Annotated in this window: 17 protein-coding genes; 8 read left to right on the top strand and 9 right to left on the bottom strand. The window is 73.2% G+C overall.

Annotation, left to right across the window (positions count from 1 at the left end; genetic code table 11):
- Position 1: 1 nt before the first annotated feature.
- Both ACG83_RS42550 and ACG83_RS20100 read right to left on the bottom strand, forming a co-directional pair.
- Positions 2–2,167: a globin domain-containing protein gene (locus ACG83_RS42550; RefSeq protein ID WP_161934778.1), complete on the bottom strand. Its 2,166-nt coding sequence runs from the start codon at positions 2,165–2,167 to the stop codon at positions 2–4.
- A 235-nt stretch (positions 2,168–2,402) separates the two neighbouring features.
- Complete coding sequence (locus ACG83_RS20100; protein WP_235498035.1) at positions 2,403–4,016, bottom strand: alpha/beta hydrolase domain-containing protein; 1,614 nt, start codon at positions 4,014–4,016, stop codon at positions 2,403–2,405.
- Positions 4,017–4,304: 288 nt separating this feature from the next.
- Here ACG83_RS20100 and ACG83_RS20095 point away from each other — a divergent pair, with 288 nt between their 5' ends.
- The 4 genes from ACG83_RS20095 (at position 4,305) to ACG83_RS20080 (ending at position 9,016) form a co-directional block, all read left to right on the top strand.
- Positions 4,305–5,963 carry an FAD-dependent oxidoreductase gene (locus tag ACG83_RS20095; RefSeq protein WP_054567938.1) on the top strand — a complete coding sequence of 553 codons (1,659 nt, stop codon included), beginning with the start codon at positions 4,305–4,307 and terminating at the stop codon, positions 5,961–5,963.
- The gene (locus ACG83_RS47755; RefSeq protein ID WP_083473389.1) at positions 5,963–7,489 is read left to right on the top strand and encodes an ATP-binding protein; all 1,527 of its coding nucleotides are present in this window, start codon (positions 5,963–5,965) and stop codon (positions 7,487–7,489) included. Before ACG83_RS20095 ends, ACG83_RS47755 begins: the two co-directional genes overlap by 1 nt.
- Positions 7,490–7,500: 11 nt before the next feature.
- Complete coding sequence (rnhA, locus tag ACG83_RS20085) at positions 7,501–8,019, top strand: ribonuclease HI (RefSeq protein ID WP_235498034.1); 519 nt, start codon at positions 7,501–7,503, stop codon at positions 8,017–8,019.
- A gap of 67 nt (positions 8,020–8,086) precedes the next feature.
- Positions 8,087–9,016, top strand: coding sequence for a sigma-70 family RNA polymerase sigma factor (locus tag ACG83_RS20080; RefSeq protein ID WP_054567734.1), 930 nt, complete (start codon positions 8,087–8,089; stop codon positions 9,014–9,016).
- Positions 9,017–9,091: 75 nt separating this feature from the next.
- Here ACG83_RS20080 and ACG83_RS20075 read toward each other — a convergent pair whose 3' ends face one another.
- From ACG83_RS20075 to ACG83_RS20060, 4 genes are all read right to left on the bottom strand, one after another.
- On the bottom strand, positions 9,092–9,550 hold the full coding sequence (locus ACG83_RS20075) for a carboxymuconolactone decarboxylase family protein (protein WP_054567935.1): 459 nt from the start codon (positions 9,548–9,550) through the stop codon (positions 9,092–9,094).
- A gap of 176 nt (positions 9,551–9,726) precedes the next feature.
- Positions 9,727–10,734 carry an NAD-dependent epimerase/dehydratase family protein gene (locus tag ACG83_RS20070; RefSeq protein WP_083473388.1) on the bottom strand — a complete coding sequence of 336 codons (1,008 nt, stop codon included), beginning with the start codon at positions 10,732–10,734 and terminating at the stop codon, positions 9,727–9,729.
- A 275-nt stretch (positions 10,735–11,009) separates the two neighbouring features.
- Positions 11,010–11,762 carry an SDR family NAD(P)-dependent oxidoreductase gene (locus ACG83_RS20065; RefSeq protein ID WP_054567733.1) on the bottom strand — a complete coding sequence of 251 codons (753 nt, stop codon included), beginning with the start codon at positions 11,760–11,762 and terminating at the stop codon, positions 11,010–11,012.
- 135 nt (positions 11,763–11,897) lie between these two features.
- Entirely contained in the window at positions 11,898–12,764 is an 867-nt protein-coding gene (locus ACG83_RS20060) for an SDR family NAD(P)-dependent oxidoreductase (protein ID WP_054567732.1), read from the bottom strand.
- A 343-nt stretch (positions 12,765–13,107) separates the two neighbouring features.
- Between ACG83_RS20060 and ACG83_RS20055 the strand changes: the two genes are divergently transcribed.
- The 3 genes from ACG83_RS20055 to ACG83_RS20045 all read left to right on the top strand — a co-directional run bounded on the left by ACG83_RS20055 (position 13,108) and on the right by ACG83_RS20045 (position 16,284).
- Positions 13,108–13,881, top strand: a complete 774-nt coding sequence (locus ACG83_RS20055) for an enoyl-CoA hydratase-related protein (protein WP_054567731.1) — start codon at positions 13,108–13,110, stop codon at positions 13,879–13,881.
- Between the two features lie 51 nt (positions 13,882–13,932).
- Positions 13,933–14,718, top strand: a complete 786-nt coding sequence (locus tag ACG83_RS20050) for a class II aldolase/adducin family protein (protein WP_054567730.1) — start codon at positions 13,933–13,935, stop codon at positions 14,716–14,718.
- A 123-nt stretch (positions 14,719–14,841) separates the two neighbouring features.
- Positions 14,842–16,284 carry a GntR family transcriptional regulator gene (locus tag ACG83_RS20045; RefSeq protein WP_131831013.1) on the top strand — a complete coding sequence of 481 codons (1,443 nt, stop codon included), beginning with the start codon at positions 14,842–14,844 and terminating at the stop codon, positions 16,282–16,284.
- Here the strand turns inward: ACG83_RS20045 and ACG83_RS45450 are convergent.
- From ACG83_RS45450 to def, 3 genes are read right to left on the bottom strand one after another with little or no spacing between them, the layout of a single operon-like run.
- The gene (locus tag ACG83_RS45450) at positions 16,259–16,435 is read right to left on the bottom strand and encodes a hypothetical protein (protein WP_161934777.1); all 177 of its coding nucleotides are present in this window, start codon (positions 16,433–16,435) and stop codon (positions 16,259–16,261) included. The genes ACG83_RS20045 and ACG83_RS45450 overlap by 26 nt on opposite strands.
- A gap of 48 nt (positions 16,436–16,483) precedes the next feature.
- Complete coding sequence (locus ACG83_RS20040; RefSeq protein ID WP_054567728.1) at positions 16,484–18,133, bottom strand: rhodanese-like domain-containing protein; 1,650 nt, start codon at positions 18,131–18,133, stop codon at positions 16,484–16,486.
- Positions 18,130–18,696: a peptide deformylase gene (def, locus tag ACG83_RS20035; RefSeq protein WP_054567727.1), complete on the bottom strand. Its 567-nt coding sequence runs from the start codon at positions 18,694–18,696 to the stop codon at positions 18,130–18,132. Before def ends, ACG83_RS20040 begins: the two co-directional genes overlap by 4 nt.
- Before the next feature lie 159 nt (positions 18,697–18,855).
- On the opposite strand from def, the gene ACG83_RS20030 reads away from it, so the two are divergent.
- Positions 18,856–24,378, top strand: coding sequence for a diguanylate cyclase (locus tag ACG83_RS20030; protein WP_054567726.1), 5,523 nt, complete (start codon positions 18,856–18,858; stop codon positions 24,376–24,378).
- Positions 24,379–24,423: the final 45 nt, after the last annotated feature.

The following is a 24,423-nucleotide window of genomic DNA, read 5'->3' as shown; positions in this document are numbered from 1 at the left end:
GTCAGAGCTGGCCGGCCCACAGGTCGGGGCCGAAGACCTCGTACCGGATGTTCTCGGCGGGCACGCCACGGCGGACCAGGCTGGCCCGGACGTCCCGCATGAACGGCAGCGGCCCGCACAGGTAGGCCCGGACGCCGTCCGGGACCGGAAGCTTGTCGGCGTCGATCAGGCCGGCCTCGACCCCGGGCTCGGGCGCCTCGTCGCACTGCTCGTACCAGGCGAGCTGCTCGAACCCGCGCAGCTGGCGGCCCAGCATCCGCACCTCGTCGCGCACCGGGTGGGACCGCGGGGAATGGTCCGCGTGGGCGACGACGACGCGCCGGTCCGGCCGCGTACGGGTGACGTGGTCGAGCATCGCGACCATCGGAGTGATCCCGATTCCCGCACTGACCAGCAGCAGCGGATCGAAGCTGTCGTCGAGGACGACGTCCCCGAAGGGCTGGCTCACGTCCAGCGTCGTGCCGACGTCGACGCTGTCGTGGAGGAACGAGGAGACCGCCCCGTCCGGGTTTCCGTCCGCCCCACGCACCCGGCGGACGGTCAGGCGCATCCCGGCCCGTCCGGGAGCTGTGGAGATGGTGTACTGCCGGGGCTGGCGTCGTCCGTCCGGAAGGTCGACGGCGACCGACACGTACTGCCCGGCCTGCCAGGGCGGTGCCGGCTGGCCGTCCGCGGGGAGTAGCAGCAGCGAGATGACGTCGGGCGTCTCCTCGGTGCGGCGGATGACCTCCCAGGGGCGCCAGATGTGCCTCGGGTCCACCCCGGCCCGCTGGTAGACACGGGCTTCCTCGGCGATGAGCTGGCAGGCGAACAGCCAGTACACCTCGTCCCACGCGGCGGCGATCTCGGGTGTGACGGCGTCGCCGAGCACGTCGCCCACGGCGGCGAGCAGGTTCCGGCCGACGACGGTGTACTGCTCGGGGAGCACCCCCAGGGAGGCGTGCTTGTGGGCGATCCGCTCGAGCACGGGCTGGAACGACGGGGCCTGCGGGTCGATGAGCTGCGTGGCGTAGGCGACCACCGAGGCCGCCAGCGCCCGCCGCTGGTCGCCGTTGGCCTGGTTGCCCTGGTTGAACAGGCGCAGCAGCTCGGGATGCGCGCTGAACAGCCGCGGGTAGAACGCCGAAGTGATCTCGACGCTGTGGGCGGCGACGACCGGGGCGGTGGCGCGCACGACGGCGGCCGATTCGATGGAGAGCACGAGTCGTCCTCCTGACCCGGTTCCGCCGGCTACGGAACCTGAGGGGGTGGATGGGTCCGGGATGGATGAGGGGAGAAGCCCGGACGGGATGGAGCCGTCAGCAGGGCCGTCGAAGGCCGGCCCTGCTGACGGCGGGGCATCGAGGTGGGCGATGCACAGGTCTGGTTCGACGAACGGCACGACGCGCGGCACCAGCGGGCTGCCCAGTCGTTCGAGCAGGCCGGAGAGCAGGCCCGCGTGCACCGAACAGATGACGTCGGGGTGGGCCGCCGCCACGGCCCGGAACGGGCAGGAGTGCAGCAGCATCCGCCGGCCCACCCCCGGGGTGCCCGGGGCACCCGGGGCGTCGGCTGGTTCGACTTCGGGATCGAAGCCGAGTTCGGCGAACACCGCGGCCGCCTGGTCGACAGCGGTCGTCTGGTCGACCGTGCGTGCCTGTTCCGCCGGGCCGGAGCCCGGGCCGGCGTCCGGTCCTACGGCGGGGGCTGACGGGGGATTCTCGACCTGTCGGCTGGCCCAGGCCTGTCCGGCCCGGCGCGCGATCCGGGCACGTTCGGCGGGGGTGTCGGCCAGGTTCTCCGCGAGCACGAACAGCAGCTGTTCGTGTTCGTAGCCGGCTCCGCCGTCGTCGTCGGCCGGGTCGGTGGCCGTCGCACCGGCCGCGACGGGTGAGTAGGTCACCCTCGGTCGGCCGGGGGCGGAACGGGGTTCCGGCCGGGCGCTGACCAGGCCGGCTCCGACCAGGACGTCCAGGTGGAAGCGCACGGTGGAGACGGCGAACCCGGTGGTCTGGGAGAGTTCCCGGGCGTCGAGCGGCCGGCCGGCCGCTCGCAGGGCGGCCAGCAGGCCGAGCCGGCTGTCGGTGGCCAGCGCGCCGTGCCGACGGGCCCGCCCGCCGCCCCCGCCGCCCCCGGTGCCGGGCCCGGCGTCACCTGCCGGGCGGACGTGCCGCGGTTCCGGGTGCATCCGACCTCCCGATCTCGACACCTCGTAGAAGCTCGACGTCGGGAGCATAAGCACGAAGATATTCGTTTTTACTATCGGAGTCGTTTTTATGGCATCCGCCACAACGGCTGGACACAAAGCGCTGGGGACCCTCCCGGCTGGCGCGCGTGAGTGAACGCCGGATTCCCGGCCAACCGGGGAGGGTCAGAACGAGGGCAGCCAGCCGGGTGAGGCCGACGATGGCCGTCCGTATCCCCTAGCTGACCCTGTCCGGCTCGGCGAAGGCCGCGAGGGCGGTGCGGTCCTCCGGAAGGGCGTAGCCGGCGGTGACGGTGCTGTCGACGGCGGCGTCGTAACGCTGCTGGTAGGTCGCCCGGTCCGGGTAGAGCGCGGCGAGCCGGTCGGCGGGCAGCGGCTTCGCCGAGCCGAGCAGCAGGCACAGCACCGACGGGTCCGGGCCCTGCGCGCCGGACAGCGCGGCGACCGGGACGTCGACCGGTGGGGTGCGGATGCCACCGAGCGCGATGCCGTCGGCGTCCCGGCGGATCTGCGGAGTCGCGCCCGGAGTCACCTCGATGAGCGGGGCGGCCTTCGGGGCGTTCCCGGTGGTGATCCACGTCGTGAGCGCCCGCAGGCCGGCCTTGGCGACGACGTGCATCGGCCCGTTGTTGATCGGCACGCCGCAGTTCATCTTGTCCGCGTTCGGGCCGAGCAGGTGCGCGTCGGCGTGCGCGGTGCCGGCGACCTCCCAGAGCCGGAACCGCTCGCTGTCAGGCTGGCGGGCCTTGTACGAGTTGAGCACGCCGAGCAGGTCGGACTCGGTCTGCGCGTTGAGGATCGGGGCGTCCAGGTCGGTGCGCAGGGCCGTCGGCGCGCCCTGCAGGGCACCGGCGAGGTCGGCCGGCTGGTCGGCACCGACCAGCGGCAGCCCGGCGGCGCCGCGGCTGTGCACGAAGAAGCCGTCGAACTCGGCGGTGAGCGGCTGCACGCCGTTGATGTAGGTGACGAGTGCCGCCGCCGACTGCGACTCGCCGGCCGCGACGATGACCGACGGCTTCGCCCCGTCCAGCCCGGCGCCGGTGCCGACCGCGCGGGCGACCTGGGTGTAGATGTCGAACGAGAAACCGTCACCGGGATGGGTGAGCGTCCCGTACCGGGCCGGGTCGATCGCGCGCAGGCCCCGCCCGGCGATGCCTTCGGCGCCGGGCGCGGTCACCAGAACCGGCCCGCCGAGGATGCCGATGCGCTGCGCCGAGACGCCGACCCAGACGTCACCGCGCCGGGTGATCTCCTCCTGCAGGCTGGTCCACTCCGGGTCGGCGTCCACACCGCCGCTGACATTGAGCCATTCGACGACGACGGTTCCGCTGAACCGCTCGGTCTGCGCCGGCCGGCGCACCAGCACCCGGGTGCGGTAGGGCGCGGAGCCGTCCGGGGTGAAGGTCCACCGGCCGTCGGAGCTCAGCTCCCCTTCGGAGCGGTAGGAGGTGGCGGTGCCGGCGGCGACGTACTCGTGCTGCACGTAGCCGGCGGGCTCCAGGTCCGCGGGCGTCGGCGACCCGATGAACACGCCGTTGCCGCCGGTGAGCTCGGTGGCGAGGTCCGCCGCCGGCCCGTCCGCCCGTGGCGTCGTCCGGGTGACCGCGGTCGGTGCCGCCGTCGTCTCGGCGGAGTCGCTCCCGTGCTCGGACGACGTCCGTCCGGCCGAGTCGGGGCGTTCGCCGGTGATCGAGCCGGAGCAGGCCGCGAGCACCGGCAGCAGCAGCGCCGCGACCACCAGCGCACCGACACGCACACCGACTACGGCACGGAACGTGCCGCCGCGGCCCGACCGGTGTAACCGCGGTCCTTCAATCCCCAGGTCTGTCATAGGTACCTCTCTGAAAAGGCTTCGCCGCCAGCCCGGTGTGACGTTTCCGAGAGCCTGCCGCCTGCCCTGGTGAGGATCAACTCGTCGGTGGCGGCCAGGCGCCCCGAAAGTCAGTCAGCCGCCCCGAAAGCGAGGCACGCCCATGGTCGGGCGGGTGGACCGGGCGATCTCCGCGGCGTCCCGGCTCGCCGGACAGTGGCACTACTGGGCCGGTCAGGCCGGTAGTTTGCTCCGAGACGGTCACTTTGTGGGGGGTTGGCCGCGCAACCGCTGACTGGGGTGAGCTTCATGGCCAGACCGACCATCCTGACGGTGGACGACGATCCGGAGGTCTCCGCGGCGATCAGCCGGGACCTCGGCGAGCAGTACGGAGCCGACTACCGGATCGTCGCCGCCACCTCGGGTGAGCAGGCACTCGGCGTCCTCACCCGGCTCGCGCTGCGCGAGCAGCCGGTCGCCCTGATCGTCACCGACCAGCGGATGCCCGAGATGACCGGCATCGCGCTGCTGGAGCAGGCCCGCGTGCACGCGCCCGGCGCGAAGACCCTGCTGCTGACCGCGTACGCCGACACCGACGCCGCGATCAGGGCGATCAACGACATCGGCCTCGACTACTACCTGCTCAAGCCGTGGGACCCGCCCCGGGAGCGACTGTTCCCCGTGCTGGACGACCTGCTCGCCGACTGGCGCCGGGCGCATCCGGACCAGACCGGCCAGGTGCGGGTCGTCGGCCACCGCTGGTCGGCCGGCAGCCATGAGGTGAAGACGTTCCTGGCCCGTAACCATGTGCCCTACCAGTGGTACGACATCGAACGTGACGCCGAGGGGCGGCGGCTCGGGGAGCTGGCCGGCGTCGCACCCGAACACCTGCCGCTCGTCCTCGTCCCGGACGGCGAGCCGCTGCGCGCGCCGTCGGCGCTCGATCTGGCCCGCTCGCTGCGGCTGCGCACGGAGGCCGACCAGCGGCTGTACGACGTGTGCATCATCGGCGGTGGCCCGGCGGGCCTGGCGGCGGCGGTGTACGCCGCGTCCGAGGGGCTGAGCACCGTCGTCATCGAACGGCAGGCCCCCGGCGGGCAGGCCGGGCAAAGCGCGGCCATCGAGAACTACCTGGGGTTCCCGAAGGGCCTGACCGGCGCCGATCTGGCCCATCGGGCCGTCGCCCAGGTCTCCCGGTTCGGCGCCGAGATGGTGCTCGCCCGCGACGTCGTCGGCGTCGAGCCGCGCGGGCCGGTGCACGCCGTGCTGTTCGCCGACGGCGGCGAGATCGAGGCCCACGCCGTGATCGTGGCCACCGGTGTCTCCTACCGGCGGCTCGAGGCACCGGGGCTCGACGGGCTCACCGGCAGCGGGGTGTACTACGGTGCGTCGGCGAGCGACGCCGCCGGGTGCCAGGGGGACGTCGTCGTCATCGTCGGCGCCGCGAACTCCGCCGGCCAGGCGGCCCTGAACTTCGCCCGCCACGCCAGGGAAGTCGTCATCGTGGTGCGCGGCCCGTCGCTGGAGGCCACCATGTCGAGCTATCTGATCGAGCGGATCGAGGCCGCGCCGAACATCGAGGTGCGGGTCCGCAGCGAGGTCGTCGCCGCGCACGGCGACAAGAACCTGGAGTCGCTGACCATCGCCGACCGCGCCGCCGGAACCGAGCAGACACTGGCGTCGAACTGGCTGTACGTGTTCATCGGGGCGTCCCCGCGCACCGACTGGCTCGGCGACGCCGTCGTCCGCGACGGGCAGGGCTTCGTCGTCACCGGCCCGGACCTGGCCGCCCCGGCGTTCGCCGGCCGGTGGCCGCACGCCCGCGAGCCGTTCGCGCTGGAGACGAGCCTGCCCGGGGTCTTCGCCGCCGGCGACGTGCGGCTCGACTCCATGAAGCGGGTCGCCTCCGCCGTCGGGGACGGCGCGATGTCGATCCACCTCGTCCACCGGTACCTGGGGCTGAGCTGATGCCGCCCGGCGACCAGGGCGGCGACCAGCCCGGTGGCCCCGCCGGCGGCCAGGTCGGCGGTCAGGCCAGTGACCCGGCCGGCGGCCTGGTCGATGACCTGCGCGGCCTGCCGATCGTCGCCGGCCTGCACGACGAGCAGCTCAGGCAGCTTGCCGCGGCGGGGGAGGAGGTCCACGTCAGCCCCGGTCAGGAGCTGTTCCGCCACGGCGAGTACGCCGACGCCTGGTGGGTCCTGATCGACGGCACGATCGACCTGGTGCGGCGCACCGACCGCGAGGAGACCGTGGTCGGCAGGATGGACGAGCCCGGCCGGTGGGCCGGTGGCTTCCGCGCGTTCGACCCGCAGGGCGTGTACCTCGCCACCGGCCGCGTCGCCACCGCCGGGCGGGTGCTGCGCGTGCCGGCCGGGCGGCTGCGCAGCCTGTGTGATGCCTGGTTCCCGCTCGGCACCCATCTCATCCAGGGCGTCTTCGGGACGGCCCGCACCATCGAGTCCACCGTCCGCCAGCGGGACGCCCTCGTCACCCTGGGAACACTCGCCGCCGGCCTCGCCCACGAGATCAACAACCCGGCGGCCGCCGCGGTGCGGGCCACCCAGTCCCTGCAGGCGGTGTGCGCCACCCTGCTCTCGGCGCTCAACCGGCTCGCCGGCGCGGAGATCTCCGCCAGCCAGTTCCTCCAGCTCGACGAGCTGCGCCGCGAGGTCGTCCCGCCACCCGGGCCGGTCGACCCGCTCGACCTGTCGGACCGCCAGGAGGACCTGTCCTCGTGGATGGCCGCACGTGGTGTCGACCGCGGCTGGGCCTTCGCCCCGGCGCTGGCCGCCGCCGGCGCCGACACCGCCTGGTGCGACCGCGTCGGCGACGTCCTCGGCGCGGGCGGACTCGGCGACGGCGCCCACGGCGGCGCGGCGCTGGCACCGGCGTTCGAATGGTTCGCGAGCACTTTCGACGCACCCCGCCTGCTGACCGAGATCGGCGAGTCGACCCGGCGCATCTCCGAGCTGGTCTCCGCCGTCCGGACCTACTCCCACCTCGACCAGGCGTCCATGCAGAACGTGGACGTCACCCAGGGCCTGGAGAGCACCCTGGTGATGCTGCGGCACAAAATGCCGGCACGAGTGCGGGTGGAACGGCGGTACGGGGCCGACGTCCCCACCGTCGACGCCCACGCCGGCGAGCTCAACCAGGTGTGGACCAACCTCATCGACAACGCGGTCGACGCGATGAACGGCGCCGGCACGCTGCGCCTGACCACCTCGCACGACGATGACACCAGCGCCGGCGGCGGCGCGGTGATCGTCGAGATCGGCGACGACGGGCCCGGGATGCCGCCGGAGGTCGCCGCCCGTGCCTTCGAGGCCTTCTTCACGACCAAGGACGTCGGCAAGGGCACCGGGCTCGGCCTCGACATCGCGCGGCGTATCGTCGTCGAGCGCCACTGCGGCACGATCACGATCGAGTCGAAGCCCGGCGACACCATGATCAGGGTCCGCCTGCCCCTGCGCCAGCCCTCCGCCAGCTGACGGCGCCCCGCGTGGGTGACGGACCCATCGAAGAAGCCGCCGCCGGGGAGAGGGATTTCGTGACCGGAGTGGAGATCTTCACCGACGGGGCCTGCAGCGGCAACCCCGGTCCGGGCGGCTGGGGTGCCGTGCTGCGCTACGGGGCACACGAGAAGACGCTGTACGGCGGGGAGGCCGCCGAGACCACGAACAACCGGATGGAGCTGCTCGCCGCCATCAGGGCGTTGGAGGCGCTCACCCGCCCCTCCACGGTGCGCCTGCACACCGACAGCCAGTACCTGCGCAACGGCGTCAGCGGATGGCTGCCGCGCTGGAAACGCAACGGGTGGCTGACCGCCGACAAGAAGCCGGTCAAGAACGCCGACCTCTGGCAGCAGCTGGACGTCCTGGCCGGCCGGCACACCATCGAATGGCTCTGGGTGAAAGGGCACGCGGGGCACCCCGACAACGAGCGCGCCGACCGGCTCGCGAACCGTGGGATGAAGGAGGCCCGAACGCCCACGAAGCGTTCCGGTGTTACCTCGGGTTGATCCACTCCGTCCAGATCGTGGCAGCGCGGCGGCAGGGCCGGGGGTGGGCGAAGGGGGCGGTGGGTCGGTGACTGGGCTGGAGCTGTTGGCGGAAAGGTTCGGTGAGCAACGGCCGTACCTGCGGTCGGTCGCGTACCGCCTGCTCGGCTCGTGGGACGACGCGGACGACGCGGTGCAGGAATGCTGGGTCCGGCTGAGCCGATCCGACGTCGGCGAGGTGCTGAACCTGCGGGCCTGGCTCACCACCGTCACCAGCCGGATCTGCCTGGACATGCTGCGGGCCCGGGCAAGCCGGCGGGAGCAGTCCCTCGATGGCGATGTGCCCCTGGACGTACACCTGCCCGATCCGGTCGTCGCCCCGGTCACGGGCGCCGACCCCGAACACGAGGCGCTGCTCGCCGACGCGGTCGGGCTCGCCCTGGACGTCGTCCTCGGGACGCTCAGCCCGCCCGAGCGGATCGTCTACGTCCTGCACGACCTGTTCGCGGTCCCGATGGCCGACATCGCCGTGATCCTCGGCCGGACACCGGCGGCCACGAAACAGCTCGCGAGCCGCGCCCGCCAACGGGTCCAGGGCAACGCCCTCGGTGGCGACCGCGCGCGGCAGCCGGCAACGGCGGCGGACCGGACCGCTGACCACGCGGTGGTCCAGGCGTTCTTCACGGCCGCACGGGCCGGTGACTTCGAGGGCCTGCTCGGCCTGCTGGCCCCGGAGGTCATCATGCGCGCCGACGGCGGCTCGGACCGGCCGTCCGTCACCGCGGTGGTGCGGGGTGCGGCAGCGGTGGCCCGCCGAGCGCTGATGTTCGCCCGGCCGGACGCAGCCGTCCACCCGGTGCTGGTCGACGGCGCAGCGGGCGTGGTCGTGACCGTCGCCGGGACGCCGTTGTCGGTCATGGGCTTCGCGGTACGTGCCGGTGTCATCGTCGCGATCGACGTGCTGGCCGACCCGGCCCGCCTCGAACGGCTGCGCCTACCGGACCTGCCCGTGACATAGGCGTTTCTGTGGGGCGGTGCGGTGCGGGGCGGTTCCGCGGAACCGCCCCGCACCGGCGACGACCACCTGATCTGGTCAGCTCCAGGTCGTGCCCGCGGGCTCCTTGATCGTGGTGTTGATCCGGTTGAAGAAGTTCGTCGTCGCGATCATCAGGATGATGGCGGCGAGCTGCTGCTCGTCGTAGTGCTTCGACACCTCGGCCCAGATCTCGTCGGTGACCTGACCGGGCCGGTCGCTCAGGCGGGTGACCGCCTCGGTGAGCACGAGTGCGGCCCGCTCGGCGTCGTCGAACAGCGGCGAGTCGTACCAGCCGGCCGTCGCGTGCAGCCGATCGTCGCTCTCCCCGGCCTTGCGGGCGTTCGTCACGCCCGCGTGCACGCAGGCCCCACAACCGTTGATCTGGCTCGCCCGCAGATGAACGAGCTCCATCGTCCTCGGGTCGACCCCGCCCGCGGCCATCGCCTTGTACAGGGCCTGTATCGCCTCCATGCCGTGCGGCAGCAGCAGCGCCGGGTTCTTCATCCGTGCCTGCATCGTCATCCTCTTTCACTCCTCGCCGAGATGTTCCTTCTCGCGGCTGACAGGGAGGAGACGGACGGGATCGCACGGAGGTAACACCGCGGCCGCGGGCTGGCCGACCGCGTCGGCTGGGCGGGCGCAGCGGCCCCGGTGGCTGAGCCGAGCCCGGGGCCGCGGCAGTCCGCCTCGCGTCAGGCGGCCTGGGCCTTCGTGCGGTCGCGCTCGAGGTAGAAGTTGGCGGCCTCGCGGATCTCGTCGGCGGTGGGGGAGGGCTCCCAGCCCAGCTCGCGCGTGGCCTTGCTGTGATCCAGCGGAGGCATGAAGTGCATGAGCCGCACGCTCACGCTGTTCATCACGGTGTCGCGCCGCAGCACCTTCTGCCCGAAGTCGCCGAGGCGGCCGATGACCTTCATCACCGGGATCGGGATCCCGATCCGCGGCGGCTTCACCCCGCCCGTCTCGGCGGCGATCGTCACCAGTTCCTTCCAGGTCATGTAGCTCTCGCTGATGATGTACCGTTCGCCGACCCGGCCCTTCTCCGCGGCGAGCAGGAACGCGCGGGCGGCGTCCCGGATGCCGACGACCTCCATCGACGCCTTGCCGAAGTAGATCGGCATCTTGCCGCGGGCGGCGTCGGCGACCAGCTGGCCGTGCGGTGAGGCGTGGTCGGGAGCCCCGTAGGTCGTCGACACGTTCATCACGACCCCGGGCAGGTCACGCTCGCGGCAGTACTGAAGGACGAGGTCCTCGGCGTCGGCCCGGGCCTGGATGTACGGCCCGCCCAGGTGCTTCCAGGTGTTCGGGTCGTCCTCGTCGGCCGGGCCACCGTCGTCGGAGCGGCCGATCGTGCCGACGGTGCTGCAGAACACGAAGCGTCGCACCTTCGCCTCGACCGCGGCGTCGAGCGCGTGCCGCAGCCCCTCGACGTTCGTCGCGAACAGCGGTGCCGGGTCACGCAGCCAGGCCCGGGCGTCGACGATGCAGTAGTAGACGGTGTCGACCCCGCGCATCGCCTCCACCAACGCGGCGTCGTCGGTCAGCTCGCCGTGGACGCGCTCGACCTGCAGGTCGTCGAAGGCCACCGTCGAGCTGGTCCTGCGGATCCAGACCCGCACGTCGTCGCCGCGCTCCGCCAGCTGCCGCGTCACATGCGAACCGAGGAAACCGCTCGCACCCATCACCAGTTGCGTGTCGGCCACGAACCGACCTCCTTCTCACCCGAGCTGCCGATCTGCCGATGTGGCGGCCTACCGACCTGCGGACACCTGCGGCGGTCTCGTCGACGAGCCCGAGAACGTCGTGTTCAAGCGCGTTCATACACGTTGTCGGGATTGTCGCGCACCTGCTCGGTGCGCTGCCCGGCTGGCGCCCGGATGCGGGCCGCGACATCCGCACCGAGGGCGACGACCCTGGCAGACGCACCGCCGTGTCCGTCGACGGTGTCCGCGTGGCGGGTGCGGACACCGTATGCGGCTCAGTTCATGGTGGAGCCGCCGTTGAGGTTGATCGTCTGGCCGGTCAGCCACGAGGTCTCCTCGGCCGCGAGGAAGACGACGGCGGCACCGACGTCGGTGGGTGTGCCGAGGCGCCCTGTCGGGACCATGCCCGCCAGGGCCCGGGTGAGATCGGGGTTCTCGGTCGAGTTGTCCATCATCCCGAGGGCCAGGGTGTTCGCGGTGATCCCCTCCTTCGCGACCTCCTGGGAAAGGTGCCGGACGAAGCCCTCGATGCCGCTCTTCCCCGCGCCGTACAGGGCGACGCCGATCGCCAGGCCCGTGCGCCCGGCTCCGGAGGAGATCTGGATGACGCGGCCCCAGTGTGCGCTGACCATGTCCTCGATCACCGCGTGGATGCAGTTCAGGGATCCGAAGATGTTGATGTCCACCGGGCCGCGCCACAGCGCGGGATCGAGCGCGCGGAACGGCCGGGCGACCATGTCGGAATGGATTCCGGCGTTGTTGACGAGGATGTCGACCGGGTGCCCGAACGCCTCGCCCGCGGCGGCGACGCCTGCTCGCACCGCGTCGGGGTCCAGCACGTCGAAGGGGACCGCGACCGCCCTGCCGCCGGCGGCCTCGATCTCGTCTCGGACCGCTTCGGCGCGGTCGGCGACGAGATCGTTCACGGCGACCGCCGCCCCCTGTGCGGCCAGGGCCCGCGCCGCGCCCGCGCCCATGTTCTGGCCGGCTCCGGTCACGAGCGCCACGTGTCCATCGAGTTCGAACATTGCCAACTCCTCGTGTTCGGTGGTTGATGGTGCGTCGTCGGTGGCTGCCGCCCGGTCGGATCGCGGCCAGCCGTCGGCACCGGCTCAGGCCGGCGAGTGACTCAGGCCGGCAGGTGAGCCAGGCAGGTGGGCGGCTCAGGCCGGTGGGTGGCGCAGGCGGGCCCGGTTGATCTGGTGCGGCTGCCAGCCGTCGACCAGGGCGGAGCCGTCGAGGGTGCGGACCGGGCGGGCGAGTTCGACGAGCAGGGAGAGGCTGTAGGCGAGCCGGCCGGTGAGAGCGGGCGGTGGCGGGCAGCTGGCGAGGGCGAGGGCGGCCTCGGCCATGGTCTCGACCGGCTCGGTGACGTCGTCGGGATAGGGCCAGTCGTCGCGGACCTTCACGGCGCCGTCGGGGGAGAGCACGTTGACGGCGATGCCGTCGGCGACGGTTTCGGCGGCCAGTGCGGTGCTGAGCCGGTGCAGGGCGGCCTTGGACGAGCCGTACAGTGATCCGCGCATGTTCGGCGGGGTGTCGCGGTAGGGCGGTCCGACGGGGTGCTCGCCGGCGAACGAGCCGATGTTGATGATCCAGCCGGTGCCGCGGCCGCGCATGCCGGGCAGGGCCTGGCGGCAGAGGTCCCAGGGGGAGCGCAGGTTGACCTCGAGCACGTGGTCGATCGCCTGGTCGGTGACGTCGAGGAAGGGCGCGAAGCCGCCCGCCCCGGCGTTGTTGACCAGGATGTCGATCGGGCCGAGAGCTTCCTCCGCCCGGCGGACCAGGCCGGAGCGTCCGCCGTCCGGGCGGGACAGGTCCGCGGTGAGGGCGACCGCTTTCCCGCCGGCCGCCTCGACGGCGCGCAGAGTGTCGGCCAGCGAGCCGGGCCCGTCGCTGGCCTCCTCCCGGTCGGTGCGTGCGGTGATGGCGACCGCGGCGCCGGCGGCGGCGAACCGGATGGCGATGGCCGCGCCGATACCCCGGCTGGCTCCGGTGACCAATGCGCGGCGACCAGCGAGATCGTCCATGTTGTGACTCCTTTCGACGGGTTCCGCGTCGCGGGCTCGCGTCAGGCGGCCGCCTGACGCCCACCGCCACGGTCCAGCGGAACCGCTGTGGCCGGTCCGGAGCGAGTGGCCAGCCACAGCGAGTGGCCAGCCACAGCGGCCGTGCGCGGCGGACCTCGGCGATCAGTCGCGGGCGAGGCGACCGGTCGTCCGCCTGAGGACCGCGCCGGACGGGCGAACTGTATGATTCATACCATGTGGAATCTGGATCAGCACCCGGATCTGCGCCGGGTCCGGCCGTCACCCTGGGCGGAGGCAGGCCTGCCGGCGATCCCCGCCCATGCGGCTCCGCGGAAGAACTCCGATGACGGTGCGTGACGGCGCGCTGGTCCTGGTGGACCTGGCCGACGACGGAGTCGCCCGGCTGACGCTGGATGACCCAGGCCGGCGCAACGCCCTCTCCCTCGAGATGAGCACCGCGCTGGCGAGCGCCGTCACGGGGGTGCTGGCAGCGGGCGCGCGGGCGATCGTCCTCACCGCCACGCCGCCGGTGTTCTGCTCCGGCGGCTCGCTGGACGACCTGCTCAAACCCGAGGTTCCGTTGCGCGAGATGTACGAGGGCTTCCTCCGTCTCGCCGCGGCGCCGGTTCCGACGATCGCCGCCGTGTGCGGCCCCGTCGTCGGCGCGGGCCTGAATCTGCCGATGGCCTGCGATGTCGTCCTGTGTTCGCCGTCAGCGGTCTTCGACCCACGCTTTCTTGACGTGGGCATTCATCCGGGTGGAGGTCACCTGTGGCGGCTGTCGAGGCTGGTGGGTGTCCAGGGTGCCGCGGCGCTCGTCCTGCTCGGTGACAGGCTGACCGGGGACGAAGCCGCCGCGCGCGGGCTTGCGTGGCGCTGCGTGCCGGAGGATGACCTGCTCGGCACGGCCCAGGCGCTCGCGCGGCGGGCGGCGGGGCGTGACGCCGAGCTGGTGGTTCGGACCAAGCAGTCACTGCGGGCCAGCGTCGCGTTGAGTGATGCGAAGGCGGCGATGGAGCTTGAGCTCGCCGCGCAGGAGTGGGCGGTGTCCCGGCCCGGATTCACCGAGCGGGTGGCCGCGATCCGAGACCGCATCCGCCGGGGCGCCGCGAGGTAGGGCGTTCGGAGGTCAGCCGAGTCGATCTGTGCGGTAGGTGAGGAGCGCGAGATGGCTGGATTCGTCACCCGCAAGCCCCCGAGCTTCAGCTCGGTCGACCAGGAACGACTGCACCGCAAGCAACGGTTGGCGGCGGCCTTCCGGGTGCTCGGCCGGTCCGGGTTCAACGAAGGCGTCGCCGGGCATGGCAGCGTCCGCGACCCGGAGCTGCCCGACCACTACTGGGTGAATGCCTACGGGCAGAGCTTCCGCCAGATCAAGGTGTCCGACCTGTGCCTGGTCGATGGCTCGGGCACGGTCGTGAGTGGCCCGAACAAGGAGCCCGGTGCCCGCAACCTGGTCGCCTTCGCCGCGCTGACCATTCACGGCGCCGTCCACGACGCCCGCCCCGACGTCGTCTCGGCCGTCCACACCCACGGCATGTACAGCCGGACGTGGGCCGCGCTCGGCCGCCCCCTGGACCCGATCTCCCAGGACGCCTGCGCCTTCTACCAGGACCAGGGCCTTCTCGACGACTACACCGGCGTGGTGCTCGAACAGGAGGAGGGCAGGAGGCTGGCCGCGGCGCTCGGCGACCACAAGGCCGTCCTGCTGCGCAACCACGGTGTCCTGACCGTCGGCCATTCCGTGGACGAGGCGTTCTGGTGGCACCTGAGCTACGAGCGGTGCGCCCAGTCGCAGCTGATGGCGGAGGCGGCCGCCACCGCGCCACATCTCGTCCCGCACGAGGCCGCGGCGCTCACCGCCTCCCAGGTGGGAAGCCACCGCTTCGGCTGGTTCTCCTTCCAGCCCCTCTACGACTGGATCGTCGCCGAGGAGCCCGACCTGCTGGAATGAGCGTGCCGAATCCGGTCGGCCTGCGTCGGCCGGTCGGCCGGTCGGCCGGTCGGTGGGACGGCCGTCCTCCGCGCGGCCGTAGCCTGGCCTGCATGACATTCCCGCGCCTTTCCAGCTCTGGTGGTGAGCTTCCTGCCCCGTGATCCCGGTTCCCGCGGCACACGGCGTTTCCGGACCGCCGCGAGGCGCAACGACGGGGAGGTCGTCGCCGACCACATTCGAACCATGATCGTGTGGGGTGAGCTTCGCAGCGGTGAGCGGCTCGTGCCCGAGGAGATCGCCGAAGAGCTCGGAATCAGCCGTATCCCGGTGCGGGAGGGAATCATCGCGCTGGAACGTGAGGGGTGGGTCGCCGTCGAGCCCCGGCGTGGTTCCTTCGTCCGCGGTATCGACCGCCGCACCGCCCATGATCACTACGTGCTCCTGGGTGCGGTCCACGGTTTCGTCGCGGTCCGAGCGACGCAGCGTGCGCAGGAGGCGGACGTCCGGATGCTCGCGGAGCATGCCCGCCAGATCCGGCGCGCCGGCTGCGTTCATGACACCACCGACGTCTATGACTCCTTCACCACCGTCCTGCGGGCGGCGGCCAGATCGGTGCGTGCCGATCGGCTGCTGCGGGTGCTGCCCGAGTACGCGTCCGCCGACACGTTCGACGACCGCGAGGAGGTGATGCGCATCCAGCGCCACGGCGTCCGCGCGGTCGTCGCGGGGGTCGAGGCCCGGAACACCGCCCAGGCGGCCGCCGCGGCCCGTGAGGTCCACCGCGAGCTGGGAGCCTGCGTCGAGCGGTTCCTCACCAGCCGCGGGATCTTCGCGCGGGAGCCGGGTGACACCGCGCCGCGCTCGCCGGTCCGTTGGCACGGTGCGTTCGGCCGCCGTAGCAGGGCCAGCCGCCTCGCGCCGGTCGACAGCGGTGCCGAGCGTGCGGTTCACCATGTCCGTGAGCAGATCATCCGGGGGGAGCTGGCTCCGCGTCAGCGGCTCGATCGGGAGTCGATCGCCGACGCGATCGGAGTGAGCCGGACGCCGATGCGGGAGGCCGTCGTCGCGCTGGAGCGCGAAGGGTGGATCACGGTCGAACCCCACCGGGGCGCCTTCGTGAACGCCTTCGACGCCGACTACGTCCGGGATCACTACGAGATCTTCGCGATCATCTTCGGTCTCGCGACGACGTTGACCTGTCAACGCGGCGGCGAGGCCGCCGTCGGGCGCCTGCTGACCTTCCAGCCGGCTCTTCGCGCGGCCTCGGATCCTGAATCCTTCGAGCGGGTGAACGCCGAGATCCTCGATCTGATCATCGAGGCGGCGGACAGCCCACCGCTGATCGGCGCGCTGCGCGCCATGCCGGAGATCGTCCCCGACTTCTTCAGGCAGGTGCCGGGTGCGATGCAGGCCCAGGCGCGGGGCTTCGACGAGGTCTGCGCGGCGCTGCGCGACGGCGACACGGATCAGGTCGAAACGGCGTGGTGGTCACTGATGAGCGGGGTGGCTGACCGCGTCGTCGACTTCCTCGACCGTCGGGACCCGGGGGCCACGCGCGTCAGCGCGGCAGGATGCCGGGGTTGAGGATTCCGGCCGGGACGAACGCTGCGCGGACACGGGCGAAGATCTCCCGTTCGGCGGCTTTCCGATCGGGGGTAGCCCACGAGCCCGCCTCGGCGCTGAGCACGACGCGGCCATGTGCCTCGACCGCGTCGGCCCGGCCCGGCCCGGCCACGGCCGTCGTCGTACCCCCTGCCAGCTGGGCGATGTGGGCCGGTGCCCGTCAGATCGGCGCGAAGAAGTGGGTGCCGTCGCGTTCCAGCTGGGCGATCAGGCCGAACTCCCAGTCGAGGTAGGCCTGCATGGCCTCGCGGGCGTTGTCGGTGCCCTCGTACGGCCGGCGGTACCGGTCGGTCGCCGGGGTGAGGAATCGTTGGCCGCCAGCCTCCAGCGTGGCTCCCGACGCCTGCCAGGCCCGTGTGCCGCCCGCCAGCGCGTACACCCGCCCGCTGCCCCCGTGACCGCCGCCGGGTCCACCGGCCGCGCTGTATCCGTCGGCCGCGCCGGGTCCGTCGGCGAGGTCGGCGACCGCCCACCGGGCGAGCTCCCCGGTGGGAGAGGTGATGACCAGGCGTGAATGCGGCGGGAGCGCCTGCCCGGCGGGCCCCAGCTGCGCGCGGATCGCGAACCAGGCCCCCGGCACATGCCCGCGGACGTACTCGCGACTCGGCCCGATGTCCACGACGACGGTCGCGGTGGCCGTCAACGGGGTCGGTCCCGCCAGCCAGGTCGCCAGCTCCGCCGGCTCGACCTCGTCGACGGCCGGCGCCGCGGGCCGCCGCGCGGCCGGCTGCCCCACCTCCGTGAGCGAGGGACCGGGCACCGTGAGGACGTAGGTCTCCCAGCCCATCTGCGCCAGCCACGACGCCGTCATGGCGGCGCGGACGCCGTCGTCGTCGGCGAGCACCAGGCGGGCGCCGCGCACCGGAGCGAAATGGTCCGTCTCCTGCACCAGCTGCCCGCCGGGCGCATGACGGAACCCGGGCAGGTGCCCCGCGACGTACTCGCCCTCGTCGCGGACGTCGAACCGATAGGTGGTGCGCGCCGGGTCGTCGAGGCCCGCCAGCTCGCCGAGCGTCAGCGGACGTACCCCCGCCCGCCGGGCGATCTCCCGCGCGCCGGCCCGGGCGGCCGCGTGGTGCTCCGCCGTCACCTCGGCCGGTGCGCGCCGGGTGGATCCATGGTCGAGCACGAGGCCGGCCAGCTCCCAGCCGATCGTCCCGTTCCGCAGCGCCACCACCGGGTTGGGAACGCCCGCGTTGATGATCGACTGCGTGCCGATGATGCTCCGGGTTCGGCCGGCGCAGTTCACGACGATCGGGGTGCGGGGGTCGGGTGCCAGCTCCCGGATGCGCAGCACGAGCTCACCGCCCGGCACACTCACCGAGGACGGAATGTTCATCGTCTGGTACTCGTCGTAGCGGCGTACGTCGACGACGACCGGCGGCGACTCCCGCAGCAGGCGTCGGACGTCCTGCGCCGACGACGAAGGCGTGTGCCTGACCGCCTCGACCAGCTCGCCGAACGCCTTGCTGGGCACGTTGACGTCCCGGAAGAGCTCGCCGCCGGCCGATCGCCAGCCGGCGAGCCCGCCGGCGAGCGCCCCGGCCTGCGAATAGCCGAGCGTTCTCAGCCGGGCGAGGGCCCGCGGTGCCAGGTCGATCCCGTCGTGTTCCCCGTAGACGACGACGGGCACCTCCAGCCGTGGCACCCGCTCCAGGACCTCCGCCTCCAGCCGGGAGAGCGGCAGGTTCGCCGCCCACAGCGGGTGCTCCTGCGCGAAGGCGTCCTCCTCCCGCAGGTCGAGCAGCGCGATCTCCTCCCGCGCCAGCAGCAGGCGCCGCACCTGCTCGGCGTCGAACACCCGGGTCACGGCTGGCCGGGCCGCGACGAGCCGCGGAAGATCGAGGGAACGGGGCGTGCCGGCCGCACGCCGTCGCGCAGGGCCGCCTGGGCGGCGCGGCGGTCCTCGCCGGTGAGCCGGTCGATGTACAGCCTGCCGTGCAGATGGTCGGTCTCGTGCTGGAAGCACCGGGCGAGATATCCGCTGGCCTGGTAGATGACTGCCGCGCCGGTTGCGTCCACCCCGCGCACGGTCGCGGTGGCGGCCCGGGTCGTCGGGTAGGCATGGCCGGGCACGGAAAGGCAGCCCTCGTCGTCGTGCTGCTCGCCCGGGCCGGTCTCCAGGACCGGGTTCACGACGACGAGCGGCCGGCGGGGGACGGCGACGTCCCGGGGGTCGTACTCGGTGTCGAAGACGAACACCTGCAGGCTGACGCCCACCTGGGGTGCGGCCAGACCGACCCCGGGCGCGGCGTACATCGTCTCGATCATGTTGTCGACCAGGCGCCGCAGAGCTGCGTCGAAGACGGTGACCGGCTCGGCCGGCGTGCGCAGGACCGGGTCGCCGAGGGTACGGATGGGCAACAGTGCCATACCTCAACTGTTACACCCGCCGCTGCCCCCGGCCGGCGGACGGCCTCCACCCTCTGCCGCCGGCATGCGGGCTGCGGGCAGGCGGGTGATAGTGGATGGAAGGCCCGCCCCAGCCGGACCGCGACGAACCAGTGCGGGTCCCGGAAGGAACCCGTGCGCGTGGTGCCTGTCGACATCCCGGGAGTCAGCCTGGGGACGGAACTGGGCCTGGGAGCCTCCGCCGTGGTGTACCGAGCCGAGCGGCAGGGCCGGTGCTACGCGGTGAAGGTGTCCCGGGGTGTCCCGCCGCCCGAGGTGATTCGTTCTTTTCAGCGGGAGGCGACCGTTCTGGCGTGCCTGCGGCATCCCAACATCGCCCGGGTGTTCGCCGCCGGGGAAGCTGACGGACGGCCGTACCTGGTGCTCGAGCTCGTCGAGGGTCAGTCGTTGGCCGACCGGCTCGCCGCCGGCCCCGCCGGCTCAGCCGGCTCCAGCCCGGGCCGTGGGCTGGCCGGCACCGGGCTCAGCCCGCTCACGGTGCCCGCCACCCTGCGCATCGGCCAGGACGTCGCGGGGGCTCTCGCGGCCGCCCACCGGCTCGGCCTGGTGCACCAGGACGTCAAACCGGCCAACATCATGATCGGGTCGGGTGGCCGGGTGATCCTGGTGGACTTCGGGCTGCTGGGCCGCACCGGTGGCGTCGTGCGCGATGAGGCGGTCGGCACCGTCCTCTACAGCGCACCCGAGCAGCTCGGCATGCTGAACCGCCCGGTGGACGCACGTTCGGATCTGTACTCCCTCGGCGTCGTGCTCCACACCTGTCTCACCGGGCGGCCGCCGTTCGAGGCCGACGACGTCGCCGAGCTGATGCGGCTGCACGCGGTCGCGCCGCCCACGGATCCGAGCCGGGTCCGCGCCGACATCCCGCCAGCTCTCGCGGAGGTTGTCGCCACCCTCCTGGCGAAGGATCCGGACGACCGCTTCCAGTCCGCGGACGACCTGGCCGTGGCACTGGCCGCGGTGGCCGGGCCGCGTGCGCCGGCGGTCGCCGCGCGGGCCGGTCCCTGGCGGCCATCCGACCAGCCGGTGGGACGAGAGGCGCCGCTGGCGCGGCTGCGGGAGGCCTGGGACCTCACCCGCCGCGGGGCTGGCGAGCGGACGGTCGTGGGCATCGCCGGCGACATGGGCGTGGGCAAGACCCATCTGGTGCGGACGTTCGTCCGCCAGGCGCGCTCGGTGGCGGGCGCGGTCCTGATGGAGGCGAAATGCGCCGAACGGGTCGACGCACCCTTCGTCACCTTCCACGCCCTGGTGGAAAGCTGGCTGCACGCCCCGGCCGCCCCGCCCGCCGCGGGCGAGACCCCGTCCGCGGCCGCCGGCGCGGGCCGGCGCTCCCAGCTGCGGGCGGCCGCTGGTGCTGACGCTCCCGTCCTCGCCGGCCTGCATCCGGCGCTGGGCGCTCCCGGGCCTCCCCGGGAGGATCAGCCCGGCCCGGCGACCGGTCTCCACCGGCCGACGTCGGTCACGGCGGGGGACCTGGGCGTCCAGCTCCGGCTGGCCGTCGTGCGGTTCGTCCGGGAGCTGGCCCGGCGCAGCGGCGGCCTGCTGCTGTGGGTGGACGACACCCAGTGGCTCGGGGCCGCGGACCGCCAGCTGCTGGAGGAGGTCGCGAACGACCCGGAGCCGGCGCCGCTGCTCGTCATCGCGACGTCCCGCCGTGCCGACCGGCTGCTGCCGGCGGGCAGATCACGACGGGTCGATCTCCGGCTGGGGCCGCTGGGTGCGCCCGAGGTCGCCGAACTGATCCGCGGCTGTCTCGGCGACGTCGCCGACGAGCGCTTCGTCCGGGATGTGGCGATCCGTTCGGGCGGCTGCCCGCTGGCCGTCTTCGAACTGGTCCGGGCCGTGATCGACGCCGGTCTGATCCGGCCGTCCTGGGACGGTTTCGACGTCGATCGGGACGGGCTCGACTCACTCGCCCTGCCTGACGAGGTGCTGGGCCTGATCCGGCGGCGGGTCGGTGCGCTGGACCGCTCGTCGCTGCCGGTGCTGTGCACCGCGGCCGCGATCGGTCACCAGTTCGACCGTGCGCTGCTCGCCGTGGCGGCCGGTGTGACGCCGGAACACGCGCGGCTGGCCCTCGCCGAGGCGGAGTTCCACCAGCTCGTCACGCCGGTGTCGGACGGCTGCGCGCCCGATCGCTGGTCGTTCGTACATGACTGTGTGCGCGAGGCGCTGCTGTCGACCATCAGCGCCGACGGTCTCCGCGCGCGGCACGCGGCGATCGCGGACGCGATGGAGTCCTCCGGCGCCGTGCACGGCCCCGACCTGTTCGCCCTCGCTCGGCACGCGGTCAGCGGCGGACTGCCCGCGCCCCGGCTGTACCGCCTCACCCGGGCGGCGGCCGAGGCCGCGGTCGCCGGGCGCGCACCGGTCGAGGCGGAGCGCCTGTTCCGTGCGGCCGCCCAGGCCGCCGCGCGGGCCGACATCGGCCTGGACGCGGCTTTCGAGACGGGCTTCGGCCTGGCCTGTTCCCGCATCGTCCAGCCGCACCGGGCCCGCGCCCATTTCGCCCGAGCCCTGGAGCTGGAGAACGATCCGCTGGCCCGGGCCGCACTGCGCGCGGAGGCGGCCGGCATCGAGCACGGGATGCGCAACTACAGCGCCGCCGCCGATCATGTCCGCCGCGGCCTCGCCGAGGCCGGCCGGCCCATCCCCGGCCCCGTCCTGGTCGGTCCGGTCGCATTCGGCCGGATGCTGTGCGCGCTGGCGATGCGCTGGCCGGCGACGGGTTTCGGGACGGCCACCGGAGCGGCCCGGCGGCGTTACGAGACCGAGCTGCGCCTGCACGAGATCGGCGGGGTCAACGCGCTGTTCCTGTTCGACATCCCGACCTTCCTGTGGCATGTGGGCGGGCTCTATGTGATGAAGCGGGTCGGGTTCGGCGAGCTGTTCATCCGCGGCAACATCATCATCAACTGCGCGGCGGCGGAGCTGGGCTGCGGGCGGACGACCCGCCGCGCGATCAGGACGTTCCGGGCGCTGGCCGAGCAGACCGGCAACCCGGCCCTGGTCGCCGAGGCCGATCTCTACTCGTGCTTCGCGCTCCAGTTCCTCGGCGAGACCACCACCGTCAGCGACCAGCTCGAGGCGACACTGCGCCGGGCGGCCCGCTGGGTCGACGCCTCCCTGTACGACGACGCGGTGACGGCGCTGGCGATGAACTACTCCTACCGGGGCCTGTGGCGCGAAGGCCTCGCCTGCCTGCAGCCGAACGCCTACGGCATCGACTACGTGTTCAACGACATCCGGATCATGCGATCCCGGATGGCGCGCTCGCTCGGCGGTGCCGGCGAGAACCTCGAACCGGTGCTCGCCGCCGTGCCACCCGTACAGGAGGAGGCGGTGCGCGCCTTCATCGTCGACCACAACCTGATCGAGACCGACCTCGAGGAGGCCGGCCTGGACTCGCGCGCCGTCGGCGCGACCTTCGACCGGCTGGTCGCCTCCGCCCAGGCCAAGGGCCGCTCGCCGTGGCGCAGCGTCAAGTTCCACCGGCACTACTGGCTGGTCAGGGCGCGGGGCCGCCTCGAGCAGGCCCGGGCCGCCACGGGCAGCGAACGGGCCGACCGGGCGCGCGTCGCCCGCCGCTGCCTGCGGGAGGCGTTGCCGGCGGCGGCGCTGCCCCTGTTCCGCGCCGACCTGCTCGTCCTCAAGGCCATCGCGGAGCAGGTCGCGGGCCGGCCGCGCCGCGCCCTGCACTGGCTCGCCGCGGCCCAGCACCTCTCGACCCGGCTGGACGCCCCCCGCATCACCTTCGACGTGTACGTGGAACGGGCCCGCTGCCTGCGCTCCCTGGGCCGGGAGGGCCAGGCCCGTGAGGAGGCGGAGCTGGCGCTCACCCTGGCCCGCGGCCGTGGCTGGACCGCCCGCGGACGGGACGTCCGCCGCGAGTTCGGTCTCACCGAAAAGGTGACCAGCCTGGCCAGGGGGCAGGGGACGGTCGGCCTGACCCGGGACCGCCGCCGCCTCGACGCACTGTTGCGGGTAAGCGCCGCCACGACCGGTGCCCTCGACCCCGACGCGGTCGCCGACATCGTTCTCACCGAGATCATCGACATCCTCGGTGCCGACCGGGCCCTGCTCCTGTTCCCCGAGAACACGATGTCCAACGGTCCCGGGAGCGTCACCAGCCCCGGGAGCGTGACCGGCCCTGGCGCCGGTGACGGCCCGCTCGTCCTGCATGCCGGCCGCACCGCCAGGGACGCCGCGGCGACGGAGCCGCCATCCGCGGCCAACTCATCCATGGCTGAGTCGTCCACGGCCGAGTCGTCGACGGACCTTTCGTCCTACGCCCGCAGCATCGTCGCCAGGGTTCACACGGACGGACGTCCCCTGGTCGTCACCGGCACCGCGCAGGGCGCGGCACTGGGCTCCGAAAGCGCCGTCCAGCAGGGGCTGCGCAGCATTCTGGCCGCACCGGTCCCGATCGAGGGCGGCGCCCCGGGCGTGATCTACGTGGACAGCCAGGTCGCCAAGGGCCTGTTCACCGAGGACGACGTCGACGTCCTCGTCACGCTCGCCAAGCAGGTCGGGGTCGCGCTGCGGACCGCGGAGGCCGCGCGCCTGCAGACCCGGCTCGCCACCGAGCGCCGCCAGCGCGAGCTCGCCGAGGTGCTGCGGGACGTCGCCGAGCAGGCCGGGTCCACCCTGCGCTCAAGCGACGTCCTGCGCAGGGTGCTGGCCGCGGCGCGACCGGTGCTGCCGTACGACGACGTGTGGGTCCTCGACCAGGGCGCCGGGTCGGCGATCCGGGTCACCGAGGTCCACGGGGAGGTCGACCCGCGCGCGGTCGGGTCGAGCGTCGAGCACGCGGGTGACGTGCTCGGACCCGCCTTCGCCGGCGCCACGGTCGGGGGAAGCCCGGCCGCGCGGCCCATCCGCCTCCCGGGGGTGCCGGAGCCGCTGCGGAACTGGCTGGCGCTGCCGGCCACCGCGCTGCGCCCCGTACCCGCTGTCGTCGTGCTCGCCACCCACCACGGCGTGACCGGTGGGGTGGACGGGTCGGGCGGGCTGGGGGGGGCGGGCACCGCGGGCGGCCCGGGCGGCGAGGGCGGGGCGGGCCCGCAGGCGGAGGTGGCGCGGATGGTCCTGAACACCGCGGCGACCGCCTACGACAACGCGCGTCTGTACGAGGAGGCCCGGCACTCGGCCGCGACCGACCCCCTCACCGGCCTGCCCAACCGGCGCCACTTCGTCGAACAGGCGACCGTCGAAGCGGACGCACGGCTGCCCGCCGACCGGCCGACCTCCGCCGCCATGATCGACGTCGATCGTTTCAAGCAGGTCAACGACCTGCACGGACACGCGGTCGGCGACGAGGTGCTCGTCGAGATCGCCCGCCGGATCGAACGGTGCCTGCGCCGGGGGGACCTCGCCGGGCGGCTCGGCGGGGAGGAGTTCGCCGTCCTCGTCACCGGTGGCCCCGACGTGGCACACGCCCTGGGGGAGCGCGTCCGCCTCGCCGTCTGTGACCGGCCCGTGCAGACATCCGCCGGCCCGCTGCACGTCACGGTCAGCGTGGGCACCGCGACCGTCGACCCGGACGAGCCCGCGCTGGCCGCGGTGCTCGCGCACGCCGACCAGTCGCTGTACGCCGCCAAGAGCGCCGGCCGCAACCGGACGGTCACCGCCCGCCGCTGATCCACGCGGCCTTGTCGCATGTACCCGTACAGCGAGGTGGCCTCT

Origin of the sequence: Frankia sp. R43, from assembly GCF_001306465.1 — a bacterium.
Classification (GTDB): Bacteria; Actinomycetota; Actinomycetes; order Frankiales; family Frankiaceae; genus Parafrankia; species Parafrankia irregularis.
This window is presented reverse-complemented; position numbering and strand designations above follow the sequence as displayed.

Coding starts and splice junctions, on each gene's coding strand:
- ACG83_RS20095 (WP_054567938.1), top strand. CDS start 4,305: ATGGCCAGACCGACCATCCTGACGGTGGACGACGATCCGGAGGTCTCC.
- def (WP_054567727.1), bottom strand. CDS start 18,696: ATGGCACTGTTGCCCATCCGTACCCTCGGCGACCCGGTCCTGCGCACG.
- ACG83_RS20100 (WP_235498035.1), bottom strand. CDS start 4,016: ATGACAGACCTGGGGATTGAAGGACCGCGGTTACACCGGTCGGGCCGC.
- ACG83_RS20055 (WP_054567731.1), top strand. CDS start 13,108: ATGACGGTGCGTGACGGCGCGCTGGTCCTGGTGGACCTGGCCGACGAC.
- ACG83_RS20060 (WP_054567732.1), bottom strand. CDS start 12,764: ATGGACGATCTCGCTGGTCGCCGCGCATTGGTCACCGGAGCCAGCCGG.
- ACG83_RS47755 (WP_083473389.1), top strand. CDS start 5,963: ATGCCGCCCGGCGACCAGGGCGGCGACCAGCCCGGTGGCCCCGCCGGC.
- ACG83_RS42550 (WP_161934778.1), bottom strand. CDS start 2,167: ATGCACCCGGAACCGCGGCACGTCCGCCCGGCAGGTGACGCCGGGCCC.
- ACG83_RS20065 (WP_054567733.1), bottom strand. CDS start 11,762: ATGTTCGAACTCGATGGACACGTGGCGCTCGTGACCGGAGCCGGCCAG.
- ACG83_RS20075 (WP_054567935.1), bottom strand. CDS start 9,550: ATGCAGGCACGGATGAAGAACCCGGCGCTGCTGCTGCCGCACGGCATG.
- ACG83_RS20050 (WP_054567730.1), top strand. CDS start 13,933: ATGGCTGGATTCGTCACCCGCAAGCCCCCGAGCTTCAGCTCGGTCGAC.